This is a genomic window from Pseudomonas lini (assembly GCF_001042905.1).
GTDB lineage: Bacteria > Pseudomonadota > Gammaproteobacteria > Pseudomonadales > Pseudomonadaceae > Aquipseudomonas > Aquipseudomonas lini.
In genome coordinates this window covers 108,795-125,782 of sequence record NZ_JYLB01000001.1, presented here as the reverse complement: position 1 = coordinate 125,782, position 16,988 = coordinate 108,795, and the positions used below count along the sequence as shown (strand labels likewise).

The 16,988-nt window shown below is 59.3% G+C and carries 18 protein-coding genes and 1 tRNA gene; 4 read left to right on the top strand and 15 right to left on the bottom strand.

Annotation, left to right across the window (positions count from 1 at the left end):
- Positions 1-6: 6 nt before the first annotated feature.
- From imuA to TU81_RS00675, 12 genes are all read right to left on the bottom strand, one after another.
- A complete protein-coding gene (imuA, locus tag TU81_RS00730) occupies positions 7-624 on the bottom strand; it encodes a translesion DNA synthesis-associated protein ImuA (RefSeq protein ID WP_038982909.1) in 618 nt (205 codons plus the stop codon).
- A complete protein-coding gene (gene lexA / locus TU81_RS00725) occupies positions 624-1,241 on the bottom strand; it encodes a transcriptional repressor LexA (protein WP_048392697.1) in 618 nt (205 codons plus the stop codon). Before lexA ends, imuA begins: the two co-directional genes overlap by 1 nt.
- Positions 1,242-1,380: 139 nt before the next feature.
- Positions 1,381-1,665 carry a DUF971 domain-containing protein gene (locus tag TU81_RS00720; protein WP_048392695.1) on the bottom strand — a complete coding sequence of 95 codons (285 nt, stop codon included), beginning with the start codon at positions 1,663-1,665 and terminating at the stop codon, positions 1,381-1,383.
- Entirely contained in the window at positions 1,662-2,624 is a 963-nt protein-coding gene (locus tag TU81_RS00715) for a HEAT repeat domain-containing protein (protein ID WP_048392693.1), read from the bottom strand. Before TU81_RS00715 ends, TU81_RS00720 begins: the two co-directional genes overlap by 4 nt.
- On the bottom strand, positions 2,621-3,469 hold the full coding sequence (locus tag TU81_RS00710; RefSeq protein WP_048392691.1) for an ABC transporter ATP-binding protein: 849 nt from the start codon (positions 3,467-3,469) through the stop codon (positions 2,621-2,623). The genes TU81_RS00715 and TU81_RS00710 overlap by 4 nt, the downstream gene beginning before the upstream one ends.
- Complete coding sequence (locus TU81_RS00705) at positions 3,469-4,251, bottom strand: ABC transporter permease (RefSeq protein ID WP_048392689.1); 783 nt, start codon at positions 4,249-4,251, stop codon at positions 3,469-3,471. The genes TU81_RS00710 and TU81_RS00705 overlap by 1 nt, the downstream gene beginning before the upstream one ends.
- A 165-nt stretch (positions 4,252-4,416) precedes the next feature.
- Positions 4,417-5,820, bottom strand: a complete 1,404-nt coding sequence (locus tag TU81_RS00700; protein ID WP_048392687.1) for an ABC transporter substrate-binding protein — start codon at positions 5,818-5,820, stop codon at positions 4,417-4,419.
- 265 nt (positions 5,821-6,085) lie between these two features.
- The gene (locus tag TU81_RS00695) at positions 6,086-6,331 is read right to left on the bottom strand and encodes a 4Fe-4S dicluster domain-containing protein (protein WP_048392685.1); all 246 of its coding nucleotides are present in this window, start codon (positions 6,329-6,331) and stop codon (positions 6,086-6,088) included.
- 25 nt (positions 6,332-6,356) lie between these two features.
- The gene (locus TU81_RS00690; protein WP_048392684.1) at positions 6,357-8,087 is read right to left on the bottom strand and encodes a fumarate reductase/succinate dehydrogenase flavoprotein subunit; all 1,731 of its coding nucleotides are present in this window, start codon (positions 8,085-8,087) and stop codon (positions 6,357-6,359) included.
- A 26-nt stretch (positions 8,088-8,113) separates the two neighbouring features.
- Entirely contained in the window at positions 8,114-8,866 is a 753-nt protein-coding gene (locus TU81_RS00685; RefSeq protein WP_048392682.1) for a GntR family transcriptional regulator, read from the bottom strand.
- 195 nt (positions 8,867-9,061) lie between these two features.
- Positions 9,062-10,030, bottom strand: coding sequence for a Gfo/Idh/MocA family protein (locus TU81_RS00680; protein ID WP_048392680.1), 969 nt, complete (start codon positions 10,028-10,030; stop codon positions 9,062-9,064).
- Between the two features lie 16 nt (positions 10,031-10,046).
- Positions 10,047-10,934 (bottom strand): Dyp-type peroxidase, encoded by an 888-nt coding sequence (locus TU81_RS00675; RefSeq protein ID WP_038982892.1) that lies wholly within the window; start codon positions 10,932-10,934, stop codon positions 10,047-10,049.
- Between the two features lie 199 nt (positions 10,935-11,133).
- Here TU81_RS00675 and TU81_RS00670 point away from each other — a divergent pair, with 199 nt between their 5' ends.
- Complete coding sequence (locus TU81_RS00670; RefSeq protein ID WP_048392678.1) at positions 11,134-12,759, top strand: NADP-dependent glyceraldehyde-3-phosphate dehydrogenase; 1,626 nt, start codon at positions 11,134-11,136, stop codon at positions 12,757-12,759.
- A 6-nt stretch (positions 12,760-12,765) separates the two neighbouring features.
- On the opposite strand, the gene TU81_RS00665 is transcribed toward TU81_RS00670, so the two are convergent.
- Positions 12,766-13,659, bottom strand: coding sequence for a DMT family transporter (locus tag TU81_RS00665; RefSeq protein WP_048392676.1), 894 nt, complete (start codon positions 13,657-13,659; stop codon positions 12,766-12,768).
- Positions 13,660-13,794: 135 nt separating this feature from the next.
- Between TU81_RS00665 and TU81_RS00660 the strand changes: the two genes are divergently transcribed.
- The gene (locus TU81_RS00660) at positions 13,795-14,232 is read left to right on the top strand and encodes an Lrp/AsnC family transcriptional regulator (RefSeq protein WP_008006559.1); all 438 of its coding nucleotides are present in this window, start codon (positions 13,795-13,797) and stop codon (positions 14,230-14,232) included.
- Between the two features lie 87 nt (positions 14,233-14,319).
- Here TU81_RS00660 and TU81_RS00655 read toward each other — a convergent pair whose 3' ends face one another.
- Positions 14,320-14,991 carry a Bax inhibitor-1/YccA family protein gene (locus tag TU81_RS00655; protein WP_048392673.1) on the bottom strand — a complete coding sequence of 224 codons (672 nt, stop codon included), beginning with the start codon at positions 14,989-14,991 and terminating at the stop codon, positions 14,320-14,322.
- Between the two features lie 124 nt (positions 14,992-15,115).
- Between TU81_RS00655 and TU81_RS00650 the strand changes: the two genes are divergently transcribed.
- Positions 15,116-15,203: transfer RNA gene (locus TU81_RS00650), tRNA-Ser, on the top strand.
- A 248-nt stretch (positions 15,204-15,451) separates the two neighbouring features.
- A complete protein-coding gene (locus TU81_RS00645) occupies positions 15,452-15,826 on the top strand; it encodes a hypothetical protein (protein ID WP_048392671.1) in 375 nt (124 codons plus the stop codon).
- 43 nt (positions 15,827-15,869) lie between these two features.
- Here TU81_RS00645 and TU81_RS30155 read toward each other — a convergent pair whose 3' ends face one another.
- Positions 15,870-16,946: a hypothetical protein gene (locus tag TU81_RS30155; RefSeq protein WP_151152240.1), complete on the bottom strand. Its 1,077-nt coding sequence runs from the start codon at positions 16,944-16,946 to the stop codon at positions 15,870-15,872.
- Between the last annotated feature and the right edge of the window lie 42 nt (positions 16,947-16,988).

Here is a 16,988-nt window from a genome sequence, read left to right as displayed (position 1 = left end):
GCAACCTCAATGCCCGACGGCAAAGGCAATCGGCGCCGAACGGGCCAGCCCGCCCCGGCACTTGAGCACCCGCAATTGCGCAGGTTTGGCGTCGATGGCGATGCGCAGGGCCGCTGGCGACGGGTTGATGGCTTCACTGATCGAGCGATAGGCGAACGCCAGGGTCTGACCGGTTTCCGCCGCCACCTGCAAACGTCGCAATGCCCGATCGTCGGCTTTGTGCGGCCAGCACAACACCGCCCCGCAACTGCCCGAACGCAGGCATTGTTCCGCCGCCCACAGCGCATCGCGCTCACTGGCGTGGATGATCGACAGTTGCCGCAAATCAACCCCGGCGTTCTGCCAGGCCTGGGGATACGGCACGTAAGGCGGCGCCACCAGCACGATGCGCTCCCCCGCCGCCGACAGCCGCGCCAGCGCCGGCCACACCAGTTGCAACTCACCCACGCCCTGCCCGGCCAGCAGGATTTCAGTCAGCGCCGCTTCCGGCCAGCCGCCCGTGGGCAATGCCGCATCCAGCGCCGCATGCCCGGTGGGTTGTGGGCTGACGGCCGGTGGCGCAGGCCGGCCCTTCCAGACCTGGCCACCATTGAACAGCGTATCCAACGCAACGACGGCGCCCATCACCCTTGCCTCACCAGACCGCAAAACACCCCTTCGATGGCCAGATCCTGATCGGCTCGAACAATGATCGGCTTGTAAGCCGGGTTGCGCGGTAACAGGCGAACAGAATCGCCGACCCGCTCAAAACGCTTGATGGTGACTTCGCCATCGAGCCGCGCCACCACAATCTGACCGTTGACCGCTTCGGGATTGCGCCGCACACCCACCAGATCACCGTCGAGAATGCCGTCCTCAATCATCGAATCGCCCTGCACCCGCAGCATGTAATCCGGCACCCGCGAGAAGATCGACGGATCAAGCAGCAAACGGCTGTGGACTTCGGCATCGGCACCGATCGGCGCACCGGCCGCCACTCGACCGAGTACCGGAACGTCCAGCAACTCGGGCCGCGGCGGTTGATTCAGCAGCCGGATACCGCGCGCCTGATGCGCATTGACCTCGATAAAACCGGCCTCGGTCAGCGCCAACACATGCTTGCGCGCCACGCTACGAGAGGCGAAGCCAAAGGCCTCGCTGATTTCAGCGAGGCTCGGGGGCTGACCGTGTTCGGCGATTCGATCGCGGATGAAGGTCAGGATGGCGGTACGGCGGGGAGTTAAAGTCGTCATGGAGTACATTTGTACTCTTTTGCGTTTTTCCTGACAAGCACTTGTAGGAGCTGTCGAGAGAAACGAGGCTGCGATCTTTTGATGTGTTTTTAAAGAACAAGATCAAAAGATCGCAGCCTCGTTTCACTCGACAGCTCCTACACAGCTCCTACGGGGGTGGGGTTAACCCGGACAGGTAGGGCCACGGGTAGATGCCGCGCTCATGGCCATCACTGAAGATCAGTTGCAGGCCGTAGCCCTGGGCATTGAGTTCGACCACGCGGATGCGCTCATCCACTTTCACCGTCAGGCCTTGCAGACGAAATGCCCGGCATTGCGAACACGGGCATTGGCGGCGCAGTTCGGTGTGATCGAGTACCTGCTCACGGCCATCCGGCCAGTTCAATCGCAGCTGTTGTTTGCTCTTGGAATTACCAATCGCCACCGGGTTCATTGCAGCTGACTCAACGCAATGCGCACGGCTTTGCGCACTTCCGGGTCGCCGTCATCTTGCGCCGCCTGTAATGCGGCGATGGCGCCTTGATCGTTCAATTCGCCAAGGGCCAGGGCGGCTTCCTTGCGCAAATTGCTGATGCGATGGCCGAGGGTTTCGATCAACGCTTCGAGCGCCGGAACGTAACGCAAACGGCCAAGGCTGCGGGTGGCGCGCAGGCGGACTTGCCAGTAATCATCGCTCAAGGCTTCGACCAAGGCAGAACCGGCGTCGGCGTGTCCGACCTTGCCCAATGTGGTGGCGGCTTCTTCGCGCACTTGCCAGGCTTGGTCCTGCAACGCCTGACGCAAGGCTGGCAGCACTTGCGCGTCAGACGCCAGGCCAAGGGCGCCAGTGGCGGCGCGACGGACTTCGGTGTCCGGGTCGTAGCTGGCGAGTCGGGCCAAGGCAGGCAACGCATCGAGTTGCTTGAGCCAGCCGAGTACGCCGACCGCTTCACGCCGGACATTGGCGTCCCTATCGTCCAACGCTGACAATGCCGCGGAGGCAGCCTCGGGAAAACGCAACTCGCGCAAGGCCCTGAAAGCCGCGACGCGCACGCTGATATCGGCATGCCCGGTCCACGGCAGAATCACCCTCCCCGCTGCTTCGCTTTTGAGCAGGCTGAGGCTTTGCGCAGCGGCAGACTGCACTGCCAGCGACGGGTCGGTCAGCGCCTGGCACAGCGCTTCGACCACCGATTCATCCTCCCAGGCTTCCAGCAATCGCGCGGCTTCGGCGCGCACTTCTTCGGTCGGGTCTTCGGCCAGTCGATTGACCAGCCACAGCAAGCCATCCGGTTCTTCGAGGTCGGCCAGCTCGATCAGCGCAATGCGGCGCACGCCAGGGTCGTCATCGGTCAGGCGCGGTTGCAGGGCAAGGATGTCGTCGTTATCGGTTACATCGAATAGAGAGGTCATAGGGCAAATCGCGGCAGTGGGTTTTCAGGAGGAAGTCCGAGAGGGTTCAGGCGCGGTAACTGCCGACCGTCTTCGTGACGCAGCAACTCGAGGCAATGACGCTTCAAGCGGGAAAATTCAGGGCTCGTCACCAGTTCGGTGGTGCGTGGCCGGGGGAAGTCGAGGCGCAGGTCTTCGATGATCCGGCCCGGACGCGAACTCATGACCAGCAGGCGATCGGCGAGGAACAGCGCTTCGTCGATATCATGGGTAACGAACACCACGGTGGTGCGAATTCGCGTCCAGATGTCCAGCAGCAGCTCCTGCATGTTCAACCGGGTCAGCGCATCGAGGGCGCCGAAGGGTTCGTCCATCAGCAACAGGCGCGGACGATTGATCAGCACCCGGGCGATTTCCACCCGTTGCTGCATGCCGCCGGAGAGCTGATTCGGCCAACACTCGGCAAAGCCTTCGAGGCCTACCAGGGCGAGCATTTCGTCAGCCGCTGTATGGCGTTCGGCTTTGCCGATGCCGCGCATTTTCAGGCCGAAAGCCACGTTGTCGCGCACCGTGCGCCACGGGAACAGCGTGTGTTGCTGGAAGACCATGCCACGCTGCGGCGATGGCCCCGAGACCTGCGCACCGTCGACACTCAACGTACCGCTGCGCGGTTGCAGGTGCCCGGCCAGCGCGCCGAGCAAGGTCGATTTACCGCAACCGGACGGCCCGAGAATGCACACGAACTGCCCCGGCTCGATCTGGCAATCCAGACCTTGCACGGCTTCGAAGGCTTGCTTGTATTCGCCGAGGACGATGGACAATTGGTGGATGTCGATCCGCCCTTCAGGACTTTGCATCACGCTCATCAGGCTTTTCCTCGTGGTCGGTGCCAGGGCGTGAATAGCCCGCCCAAGCGTTTGATCAGCAGGCTGCTGCCCATCCCCAGTACGCCGATCAGCAACATGCCGACCACGATGTCGGCGTAGTTCTGAATGGTGTAGGACTCCCAGGTGTAGTAGCCGATGCCGTACTGGCCGGAGATCATTTCTGCGGTCACCAGGCAGAACCACGAGGTGCCCATGCCGATGGCGAGGCCAGTGATGATGCTCGGCGCGGCGCCCGGCAGAATCACCTCCAGCAGAATCGCCCGACGCCCTGCCCCGAGGCTTTTCGCCGAGGCGATCAATCGCGGGTCGACGCCTTCGACGCCGTGCACGGTGTTGAGCAGAATCGGGAATAACGCGCCGGTGAAGGTGATGAAAACCATGGACAGCTCTGACGACGGGAACATCAGGATCGCCAGGGGAATCCAGGCCACGGCCGGAATCGGGCGCAGGACTTCCAGAGGTGGTAGCAATAAATCTTCGGCCCATTTCGAACGACCGATGGCCAGGCCCAAAGCGATGCCGATGATCAGCGCCGCGAGGTAACCGGCGAAGACCCGGCCGAGGCTGCTGCTCAGGTGTTGAGCGAGCTTGCCGGAATCGCCTAGACCGAGGGCTGCTTCGATGACTGCCATGGGTGTCGGGACGTTAGCGAAGGTGACCAGACCGAGGTTCCAGTGGTGAGTGGCGGCGAGTTGCCAGAACAGCAGGCAAAGCAGTAATGAGGAGGCCCGGGGGAGCCAGCGTGAAAATGATCGGGACATACATAATTTCCAATGGCGAACACATCACCTGTAGGAGCTGCCGAAGGCTGCGATCTTTTGGCGGTTTCAAAGCCACCGAAGAACAAGATCAAAAGATCGCAGCCTTCGGCAGCTCCTACATTGACCGTGTTTAAATCGCGAGCCATCGGGTACAGAGGATCGGGGTTAGCGAACGGCGACGGCCTGGGTGGTGGCGTCGGTGAAGTCGAAGACTTTGCCGCCCTGGGCCGTGGCGAATTGTTGGGCCTGGCCTTTGAGCAAGAACGCGCTGAGGCGCCCTTTCGCATCGCTGGCAAACCACGCCTGATCCGCCAGCAATTTGATCCCGCTGTCACTGGCCTGGGCATACACCGCGCGGATGTTTTTGCCTTCCTGCTTCAGGCTGGCTAACGCGGTGAAAGCCGATTCCGCCGAGGCGTATTGGCGGACTTTCGGCTCGCCACGCACCCAGATTTCCGCCACGTGGCTGAAGTCGGTAATGGTTTTACCGTCCAGCGCATCCACCGCCTTCAGAGGTGCTTGTGCGTAGTTGGCCAGTTGCGCGGTGTAGTCCAGTTTCGACGCCTTGAACGCGGCACGAATGTACTGGTCGTCGATGAAGGTATTCAGATCGAGACCACGATCAGCCTTCTTCAACAACTTGAGGGTATCGATGGCCGTGCCCACCGCCTGACGGTATTCCGGCTTCCAGCTCAGGTCCCGGGTTTGTACGCCCAGCGGACCGTGGAACAGGTAATTGACCTCGGCATCGACACCGGTGACTTTGGCGATCAGCTCGCTGTATTTCTCCGGTTCCGCCGCCAGCAACTGATTGGCCTCGATGCTCGCGCGCAGATAGGCGACGACGATTTCCGGGTACTTGTTCGCATAGCTCTGGTCGACCAAGGCGCCGTGGAAGGTCGGCGTGTTGGCCTGTGAACCGTCATAAATCTTGCGAGCGAAACCGCGGCTGGTGAACAGTTCGGCGAATGGCACAAAGTCGGCGTGCGCTTCGATCTTGCCGGCCTGCAGTGCGGAACCGGCGACTTCCGGCGCCTGGGCGATGATGTTCACATCCTTGAGCGGGTCCCAGCCTTGAGCCGCGACGGCGCGCAACAACATGCCATGGGCAGTGGACGCGAACGGCACGGAAATGGTCTTGCCTTTGAGCTCCGCCAACGACTGCACGCCCGATGCGCTCGGCACCACGATGCCGTTGCCACTGCCCTTGATACTGCCCGACAGCACGCTGATGAACAGGCTGTGCTTGCCCGCCGTTTCGAACGCCACACCGTTGAACGAACCGGGGAAATCGGCCATGGCGCCGAAGTCGAGTTTGCCGGCGACCATCTCGTTGGTCAGGGGCGCGCCGCTGGTGAAGTTCTTCCACTGCACGTCGTATTGGGCGTCCTTGTAGGGGCCGTCGTGGGGCAGGTATTTGTCCAGCAGACCGAGCTCGCGAATCAGCAGACCGCCGGCGGCGCAGTTGATGGTGGTGTCCTGGGTGCCGATGGCGATGCGGATGGTTTCGGCCGACGCAGACAAGGTGAATGAGGCCAGTACCAGACCGGCAAATGCTGCACGCAACATAGGTGTATCCCCTCGAATCATTTATAGGATGTTCGTCTCCGCCACGATCAGGGCGCGGTGGGAAACGAGGGGTGTTTTGAATCGAGCGTCCGGGGGTTGCCGGATGGCTTTGTGGTTGTTTGGGCTGGCCTCTTCGCGAGCAAGCCCGCTCCCACAGGGTTCTTTGGAGTTTTCAAAATCTGAGGCACAGCACAAATCATTGTGGGAGCGGGCTTGCTCGCGAAGGCGTCCGATCTATCAATGGAGATGCCATCTGTGTCCACACTCAGCGCAACAGATACGGGATTTCAACTTTCACCGCCCCGGTCGGGCAGTCCTTTTCACACGGCATGCAGTACCAGCACTCGTCGAACGCCATGTAGGCCTTTTGCGTGGCCGGGTTGATCGCCAGCAGGTCCATCGGGCAGACGTCGACGCACACGGTGCAGCCTTTGTGGGCGATGCATTTATCCTCGTCGACCGTGACGGGAGCATTGGAGCGGAAGAAGATTTCCTGGGGTTGACAGGCCATTGGCGGTTTCTCTCTTGGGTGGTGCTCAGGCGGCAAAGGCACCGACCCGCAGCCGGTCGTAGGCCTGCATTTCTTCGGCGTCCAGCGGGACGATGTAAGGCTCGACGGCTTTCTTGAAACTGGTCATCGCGCCGTCATCGCCCTTCTTCAGGTGGCAGTGGCAGAACCACTCGCTGTCATTGCGTTGCGGGTGGTCGACCCGATAGTGGTAAAGCCCCCAGCGACTTTCGGCGCGAAACAGCGAAGCGCGGGCGGCCATTTCGGCGCAGTCGCGGATCATGCTGACTTCCATCGCGCGCATCAGTTCGTGGGCGTTGTGGGCCTTGATCTGATCCAGATCGCGCTGGATATCGCTGAAGCGTTGCAGGCCGATTTGCATCTTCTTGGTCACTTTCGGCGGTTGCAGGTAGTCGTTCACGAAGCGCCGCAGTTTGTACTCGACCTGAGCCGGCGGCAGACCATGTTCGCGCTCCAGCGGTGCATAAACCCGAGCCTTTTCTGTTTCGATCTGATCCGCATCCAGCGCTGAAAACTCGCGCTCGACGACAAAATCCGCCGCGTTGCTGCCGGCAAACCAGCCATAGGTGAACGCGCCGAGCATGTAGTTGTGCGGCACCGCCGCCATGTCACCCGCCGAGTACAAACCCTTCACCGACGTCTCGGCTTTCTCGTTGACCCACACGCCGGACGCCGAATGACCGCTGCAAAAACCGATTTCGGAGATGTGCATCTCGACCATCTGCGTGCGGTAATCGGTGCCGCGATTGGCGTGAAACTGGCCGCGACTCGGGCGTTCGTTGCTGTGCAGGATCTCTTCGATGTTCTGGATGGTTTCCTCGGCCAGGTGATCGAGTTTGAGGAACACCGGGCCATTGCCGCTTTCGAGTTCCTGGTGGAACTCCCACATCATCTGCCCGCTCCAGTAGTCGCACTCGATGAAGCGCTCGCCCTTGTTGTTGGCGGTGTAGCCACCCAGCGGGCCGGTGACGTAGGCGCAGGCCGGGCCGTTGTAATCCTTGATCAGCGGGTTGATCTGAAAGCATTCGAGGTTCGCCAGTTCGGCCCCGGCGTGATAAGCCATGGCGTAACCGTCGCCGGCATTGGTGGGGTTTTCGTAGGTGCCCATCAGGTAACCCGAGGATGGCAAACCCAGACGCCCGGCGGCGCCGCAGCACAGGATCACCGCTTTGGCCTTGATCACATGGAAGTCGGCTGTACGGCAATCGAAGCCCATCACACCGTTGACCGCGCCCTCCTCGTCCGTCAGCAAGCGCGTGCAGACCAGCCGATTAGTGATGCTCACTCGCGCTCGTTTCAACTGGCGGTACAGGACTTTCTTGATGTCATGCCCTTCCGGCATCGGCAGCACGTAGGCGCCCATGTGGTGGACTTTCTTGACCGCGTAATCGCCGGTTTCGTCCTTCTCGAATTTCACACCCCAGCGGTCCAGCTGCTCGATCGTTTCGAAACTGTGGGTCGCGTAGGCATACACCGCCGCCTGATTGACGATGCCGTCGTTGGCGATGGTGATTTCCTTGGTGTACTGCTCCGGTGTCGAGTGTCCGGGAATGATCGCGTTGTTCAACCCGTCCATGCCCATGCTGATTGCGCCGCTGCGTTTGACGTTAGCCTTGTCGATCAGCAGCACGCGCAAATCGCGGTTGCGCTCCTTGGCCTTGATCGCCGCCATCGGCCCGGCAGTGCCGCCGCCGATCACGACGATGTCGTATTCCTGTTCGAGAGTCTTTCTAATCATGGGGCTGCTAGTCATGGAGCTATGGGTCATACCTGATCCCCTTTTTGCCGGTCGATCCGCAAGCGGTACTGGAAGGCATCGCCGCGGTAGTAAAGGTGTTCGAAGTCCAGGGGCTGGCCATCGGCACTATGGGTCAGACGCTCGATGTGCATGATCGGCGAGCCGGCTTCGACGTTCAGCGCCTGGGTCAGGTCGCTGTCGGCCAGCACCGCGTCGATGGCCAGATCGGCGTGCCCGAGGGCCAGGCCGCAGTCGTTTTCCAGGATCAGGAAAATGTCGCGAGTCACCAGGTCGGCCTTCTCCAGCCGCTCGCCGATGGCTTTGGGCAGATACGTGATTTCCAGCGAGATCGGCTCGCGATTGATCAGCCGCACGCGTTTGATCTGCGCCACGATCCCGCCTTCGGTCACCTGTAAACGTTCGGCGACGAGCTTGTCGGCGGCAATGTATTTGAAGCTGCGCAGGCGGTTGATTACCTCGTAGCCGCGACCGGTCATGGACTCGGCCAGGCCTTGCAGGGTGCTGACGTTCTGGAAGGTTTTCGGTTTGGCCACGAACGTGCCCTTGCCGTGAATCTTGAAGATCAGCCCTTCTTTTTGCAGATCGCCGAGAGCCTGGCGCACGGTGATGCGGCTGACTTTAAAAAAGGTGCCGAGTTCGCTTTCGGAGGGCATCTGGCTGTCTTGCGGGTATTCGCCGTCGAGAATCCGGGCGCGAAGCACATCACGCAGTTGGGTGTGCAGCGGGATGCTGCTGAGGGAAAGAACGCTATCAGTCATGGAAGATCACTTGTTATAACGAGTTATGACGTGATCTTAGAGAGGCGGTGCGCGGGTTGAGAAATATTGTTTGGGCATAAGGTTAGATTCGCGCAAAACGCGAAGATCAAAAGATCGCAGCCTTCGGCAGCTCCTACAGGGGAAAGCGTACATCCGTAGGAGCTGCCGAAGGCTGCGATCTTTTGATTTATTTCTTCAGCTGCGCTTGAGGATCTGGTCCATCACCCAATCGGTTTTCAACGCTTGCTCGGCCAGCGCCGGGTGCTGAGCCCCACCACGGATGTGGGCGTTCATGCCCAGCACGTGGTGCCACTGGATGTGGTCGTGATGTTCGATGTTCAGGCTGAGGTGTTCATCGGCTTCAAGCTGTACCGGGTGTTCGTCGAACACCGAAAAGCTGATCCGGCCTTGGCTGCCGATCACCTCCACCCGGTCCTCGCGACGGTCTGCCACGAAATTCCAGCAGCCCATGCCCAACGCCCCGGAGGCAAACCGCCAACTGGCGCTGACGGCGTCTTCGGCGGCATAGAGGCCAGCCTGATGCGCGGTGAAACCGGCGACTTCGACGATGTCGCCTAGCAGGTACTGGAACAGGTCGAAGCCATGACTGGCGAGGTCGGCGAAGTAACCACCGCCGGCAATCGCCGGGTCGGTGCGCCAGTTGTCTGTGCCGCCAAGGTCGCTCGGTGAAGGCGCTTTGGTCAACGTCCAGGTCAAGTGCCGGACTTCGCCGATCCGGCCCTCCTCCAGCCATTGCCGCACCTGCTGGAAGCGCGGCAACGAGCGTCGATAATAAGAAACGAACAAGTGCAATCCGGCCTCGGTAAAGACCTTTTGCATCTCACGGCTTTGCCCGGCATTCAGCGACATCGGTTTTTCGACGCAGCAATGTTTGCCAGCGGCAGCCACTTGCAGGCTGTAAGCGTGATGGCTGTCGGGAGGCGTGGCGATGTACACCGCGTCCACCTCTGGGTCATTGATCAATGCGTCGGCGTCGGTGTAGGCCCGGGCAATGCCGTGGCGCGCGGCGTAATCGGTCACCGCATCCAAACGCCGCCCCATCACCGCCACCAGCGCCGAGCCGGGCGCCTTGTAGAACGCCGGCCCGCTCTTGCGCTCGGCCACACTGCCGCATCCAATCATGCCCCAGCGCACCACGCTCATAGACACTCCTTGAGGTTCAACCGATGCGCAGTGCGCGCAGGTCGAGGCGACCGTCCTTGAGCGGTGGGCACCAGTAGTAGCCGCCGGTGATCGGTCGGCTGATGCGATACAGACCGTCGGTGATGCCGTCTTCCAGACCGCTCATGCGCCGCAGCTGGGATTCGAACGCGTCGAGGGAAAAACCGAAGGCCAGGAACATCAGGCCGGCACGATCGCCTTCGATCCACGGCATCGAACGACGGACCACGAAGGCTTCGGGTGTGAAACTTTCCTGGGCGGTGCGTTTGACGTGGGCGGAGATCGGCGCGTCGTCGAGTTCTTCGTTGTCGCTCAGGCGCCGACCCATGATGTTGTCCTTCTCGTGGGACGGCATCGCGTGAAAGCCCTTCAAGTCATGCTGCCATTGCTGGATCGCGGCGAAGCTGCCACCGACCAGCCCGTCCGCGCCTTCGCTCAGTAATGCGGCCGCGACAGCGGCTTCGTCGTGAGGGTTTTCGGTGCCGTCTTCGTAACCGGTCAGGTCATGGCCGCTCATGTGGCGGAAGGTTTCGTTCATCTGCACCAGACGCAGGGCCGGTGCCAGCGCGGCTTCGATCGCATGACTGCGATTGAGCAGTTCGCCACGGTCAACACCGTGTAGCCAGCACCAGAGCGCGTGTTGGGTCGACGGGTTGTCGACGCCGACACCGACCAGCGCAGGAAAGGCACGCAGCCCGTCGATCTGCGCGTGCAGCGCCTTGACCAGGGATTCACCGAAGCCGACCACCGCCGACTTTCCGTCCACCAGGCGCATCAGGTTATCCAGCGCAGCCGGCAGTGCCTCGGCGGATTCGAGGGCGAAGAACATATGACGAGCTTGAGGCGGAACAGGGGTGGCGAGAATGCCCGGCTGGTAATAACTCATATGAACTCCTTCAGAAAGAGCGTGAAGTTTAACCGGGGGATGCTCAGTTGTGTGCGCTCAGGTCAAAAGATCAGCGGGTCATGACAATGTGTTGCGATCTTGGTAAAACGATTCAGCTATGCTGATCAGGCCTTGACCTAATAACGGAACGTAGCGATAACACCTTATCCGCATCACCCAATCCAGACGGGGTAGCGACATGACCACAGCACAAATCCTTGGCAACCTGTTTCCCTCCGCCGACAACGTCCCGGAAAAGTACCGCCTCAACGGCCAGACCGAACAGCGCGAATACCTGGTCGACGGTGAACTGAAAACCTGGTCCGGCCCCCTCGCCCAAGTTCGCAGCCCGGTATACCTGAGCGGCGCGAATGGCGATGAACAAGTGATCCTCGGCAGCACGCCGCTGCTCGATGCCGACACCGCACTGACCGCGCTCGACGCCGCCGTCCGCGCCTATGATCGCGGCCAGGGCCTGTGGCCGACCATGCGCGTGGCCGAGCGTATCCAGCACGTCGAAACCTTCCTGGCTCGCATGCGCGAACAGCGCGAGGCGGTGGTCAAGTTGCTGATGTGGGAGATCGGCAAAAACCTCAAGGACTCGGAGAAAGAGTTCGACCGCACCTGCGACTACATCGTCGACACCATCAACGCCCTCAAGGAACTCGACCGCCGCTCCAGCCGCTTCGAACTGGAGCAGGACACCCTCGGCCAGATCCGCCGCGTGCCGTTGGGCGTGGCGTTGTGCATGGGGCCTTACAACTATCCGCTGAACGAAACCTTCACCACGCTGATTCCGGCGCTGATCATGGGCAACACCGTGGTGTTCAAGCCGGCCAAGCTTGGCGTGCTGTTGATTCGCCCGCTGCTCGAAGCGTTCCGCGACAGCTTCCCGGCCGGGGTGATCAACGTCATTTACGGCAGCGGCCGCGAAACCGTCAGTGCGCTGATGGCCAGCGGCAAGATCGATATCTTTGCGTTCATCGGCACCAACAAGGCCGCCAGCGACCTGAAAAAACTCCACCCAAGGCCTCACCGCTTGCGCGCGGCGCTGGGCCTGGATGCGAAGAACCCCGGCATCGTTCTGCCAGAGGTCGATCTGGACAACGCGGTCAGCGAAGCCGTCACCGGTTCCCTGTCGTTCAACGGCCAGCGTTGCACTGCGTTGAAAATCCTCTTCGTCCATGAAGATGTGGTCGAGGCGTTCATCGAAAAATTCAACGCCAAACTCGCCAGCCTCAAACCCGGCATGCCGTGGGACAGCGGCGTGGCCCTCACGCCATTGCCGGAATCAGGCAAGGTCGATTACCTGCACACGCTGGTGGCGGACGCGGTCAGCAAAGGTGCAGCCGTGGTCAATCCTAATGGCGGTGAATCCCGCGCATCATTCTTCTACCCGGCCGTGTTGTACCCGGTGACACCGCAGATGCGCGTCTACCAAGAAGAACAGTTCGGCCCGGTCGTACCGATCGTGCCCTACCGTCATCTGGACACCGTGATCGATTACGTCCTGGAATCCGACTTCGGCCAGCAACTGAGCATCTTCGGCACCAACCCGGTGGCGGTCGGCAGACTGGTGGACACCTTCGCCAACCAGGTCGGCCGGATCAACCTCAACGCCCAGTGCCAGCGCGGTCCTGACACCTATCCGTTCAATGGTCGCAAGAACTCCGCCGAAGGCACGCTGTCGGTACATGATGCGCTGCGAGTGTTTTCGATTCGGACCCTGGTGGCGACCAAATTCCAGGAGAGCAGCAAAGAGCTTCTCAGCGAGATCATCAGCGGACGAAACTCGAGCTTCCTGACCACTGACTACATCTTCTGAGGTCTGTTATTGCGCCGCCACCCGCCGAAGCTTCAGACCCCAACCCTGTTGCATCCCGGCGGCGGCCAACAGAATCGCGGCGACACCGATCCATTGCAGCGGTTCCAGGCGATGGCCGAAGGCGAACCAGTCAACGAAAATCGCTGCAATCGGATAGATGAACGACAGCGCGCCGGTCAGCGCTGTCGGCAGTTTTTGAATCGCGCCGTAGAGCAACACATACATCAAACCGGTATGCACGATGCCCAGTGTCACCAGGCTGGCCCAGGCACTGGGGGTTTGCGGTATCGCCGAGAAATGCGCAAAGGGCGCGAGCAACAGCACGCCGGTGCAGACCTGGATCAACGCAATCAGATGCGGTGGTGTACCGGTCAGGCGTTTGATGATCAGCGCGGCAATCGCGTACAGAAATGCAGCCCCCAGCGCCAGAGCAATCCCCATCAGGTAATCGTTGCCGCCCTCACCCTGCTCACCATGTGCGCTGACAATCGCCAGCATTCCGAGAAACGAAATGCCCAGCCAGAACAGTTTCTGCAGGGTGATCTTCTCGTTGAGGAACAACGCGGCAAGCCCTACCAGCATGAACGGCTGGACGTTATAAACTGCCGTGCCAATGGCAATCGAGGCGCGGGAGTAAGACGCGAATAACAGCACCCAGTTGCCGACAATCGCCACGCCGCTGAGCACGGCCAGCAAGAACGTGGTGCGGGTCAGAATGCCGGGGCGCAGGAAACCGAATGCCGCACAAATCAGCAACAACGTGCCGGCGCCGAACACGCAACGCCAGAACACTACATCCAGCACCGGTTGCCCGGACACCAGCACGAACCAACCAATGGTCCCGGAAATCAGCATGGCGGCGGTCATTTCGAATGAGCCGCGACGTAGTGTTTTGTCCATCATCAACCTCCCGTGTTTGAGCCCAAAGTATGCCAATCCACCGGGGGGCTTCTCCAGCGCAAAAAGCAGGCTAAACTCGGCTTCTGCCTTTTTTATCAAGGCTTATTCAGCCGATTGCCTATCAGGGGATTCGCCATGACCGACGACATCGACCAAGTGCTGATCAGCGCGCTGATGGAAGACTCACGCCGCTCGCTCAAGGCCCTGGCACAGATCAGTGGCCTGTCCTCGCCCAGTGTCGCCGAGCGCCTGCGCCGCCTCGAAGAACGTGGCGTGCTCAAGGGCTACACCGTCGAGATCGACCCCAAATGCTTCGGCTACCAACTCCAGGCCATCGTCCGCATCCGCCCGTTGCCAGGCCAGTTACAGGAAGTGGAGCGACAGATTCAGGCCATCCCCGAATTCACCGAGTGCGACAAAGTCACCGGCGACGACTGTTTCATCGCCCGCCTGCATGTGCGCTCGATGGAACAACTGGACACCCTCCTCGACCGCCTCAACAGCCACGCCGAAACCAACACCGCCATCGTCAAGAAGACCCCGGTCAAGCGCCGGCTGCCGCCGATGGCTTGAGTGCTGTTTTGTTGAAACCCACGAACTGAGCCAAATCACGAACAATAAAAAACCCGCCGAAGCGGGTTTTTTACTCAAGGCTGGCGATCAATCATCGCGGCTCATGATGCCGAACAGTTGCAGCAAGCTGACGAACAGGTTGTAGATCGATACATACAGGCTGATGGTCGCCATGATGTAGTTACGCTCGCCGCCGTGAATGATGGAGCTGGTCTGGAACAGAATGCACACCGACGAGAACAGCACGAAACCTGCGCTGATCGCCAGTTGCAGACCGCTGATCTGGAAGAACAAGCTTGCCAGAGTCGTGCCCAGCAGCACAAAGAAACCGGCCGTGATGAAACCGCCGAGGAAGCTCATGTCCTTGCGGGTGATCAGCACATAAGCCGACAGGCCGCCAAACACCAGCGCGGTCATCGCGAAGGCCGAACTGACCACTTCCGCGCCGCCCTGCATACCCAGGTAACGGTTGAGGATCGGGCCGAGCAGGAAACCCATGAAACCGGTCAGCGCGAACGCAGACACCAGGCCCCAGGCCGAGTCACGGAGTTTGTTGGTGAGAAAGAAAAGGCCGTAGAAGCCGATCAGCACCACGAAGATATTCGGGTAGCCGACACGCATCTGCTGCGCGACAAACGCCATCACGCCGCTGAATGCGAGGGTGAGAGCGAGCAAGCCGTATGTGTTGCGCAGGACGCGGCTAACCTCTAGCTGCTCAGCCTGCACGCTGTTATTAACTGCGTAATCCTGTTCGCGCATGGCGACACTCCTGTTGGGTTTGAAACGTTCAGTCGCAAAGATCATAACAGACGCTCTGTAACAAGCCATGCAGAGAGTTTGACAGTGTGTTTCATTCAGGTATTATGGCGCCCGCAACGCAAACGGAGGTGTGGCCGAGTGGTTTAAGGCAACGGTCTTGAAAACCGTCGACTGTAACAGGTCCATGAGTTCGAATCCCATCGCCTCCGCCATCTTTATACGACAAAGCCCTGATTATTCAGGGCTTTGTCGTTTCTGAGGCTTGGGCTGGGTCCTATTTTTTTGAAGGCGTTACAAAACCATTTGGTAACCGTTACAAAACTTTCCGCTTTTCTCCCCTTCTTCCGGCGTCCTGCCGACCGTACATCCCCCCAAATCCTACAGCTCGTCGCTCTACCCTCGCCCGTCCTTCACGCCTCAACTACTGTATATCCAGACAGAACACAAAAGGCACCTCCCCGTGGATCCTCTAGACATCGAAGACACCAGCGACTGGCTTGGATGCCCTACCGAACTGGAAACCATCAAACACTATGCGCGCATGCTGGAAAACGAAGTCCAGGAACTGAACCCGCAGCTCCGCAAAGCCAGGGAGAATATCTTCGGCCTGGTGCAAATGCATGCAGACGCGTTCGAGGAGTGTGGTCGACTTCGAGCCGAGATCAGGCAGCTGAAAGCAGAGCTTGCCGATACAAGCAGGAAACACTCCGACCTCCTCAATGCCTCGAACAGCATCCTGATGATGAAGGACCGGGAGTTGGCCGGCTACCAACAAAAACTTCAAGAACTGACCGGATACACCTACCCACAGTCGACGCCCCACCGACTAAGCTGAAATCGGCGATCCGAGGGCATGACCATGTGAGAATAGCCAATCGTTAAGCGGCGTAACCCTCACACTTAATTTCGATCGGCAAGCGAGACAATTCGTAACTCCCAGATAAAACTCTAATTATCCAAACCCCCGGAACTGATGCAATAAATTCAATATTGCGCCAATCGCACAAGCTTAAAGCCCCTCTGCTTTCCGAGGCTGGAATTACTATCGACCCAAATGAAACCTCAACTCCACTTGGATCATCAATAGCATAAAACAATAGCCGCGGAGAACTATCGGGCAGTTGACCAGCGGAAAACACGTTAATCATAAAAGCCGAAATATCGAAAGGTAAGGATGGAACGGTATATGAATTTATCGATCCACCCATGACATACATTAAGCCATTTTTTATGTGAAGCGCATCAGCAAGCATAAACGTGGTAGATCGGAAACCGGAGTCGATATCGTCTTCACTCAGATCTATAGCCCCAGGCGGGCGTATGAAACCAGCTTTACCACCACTACCCCCTGCGGCGCCAAAGAATTTAGAAGTCGCACCATCAGCTGAAGTAAAACGAATGCCAGAAGGCCCACCATCTCTACCGTGCTCCCCCGGGAATTTCCCTGGTCGTCCACCTTCTCCCACTTCAACATCCATTTTCAAGTCACCTGAGTGTAATGCAGACATAAGCTCAGCCGGAATAACGGTTATATACTGATCCCCACCATCTCCCGCGCTGCCTCCAACAGAGTTTTCTCCTATCGCCCCGCCACCGCCGCCACCGCCTCCGCTGCCAGTCGCGCCCACTCCACCCAAATTATAGATTGTCGTTTCCCCCAAAGATTCGGTGCTTCTGGCCTCACTATCGTTTGAGGTTACAAAGATACTCTTAATCTTCTTCATAACGTTTGGTAAAACCGACCAATTCATTATAGAGATAAGCACCGCACCAGCTATCACCCCCAAACCGAACGACCCTGCAACATAGGACAGCACGACATTCAATACAACCTTAATCCTTGTTATCTCACCATCAGTTACATTCACAGTCAGCCATTGCCCAAGCGCCCACTTTGCAACTTCACCAAACAACCAAACGAAACAAATAAAAATTAATGTTTTATTGTTTTTCATTACTTCCTCTCTGAAAATTTCCTTTGGAGGAAATTATCATCA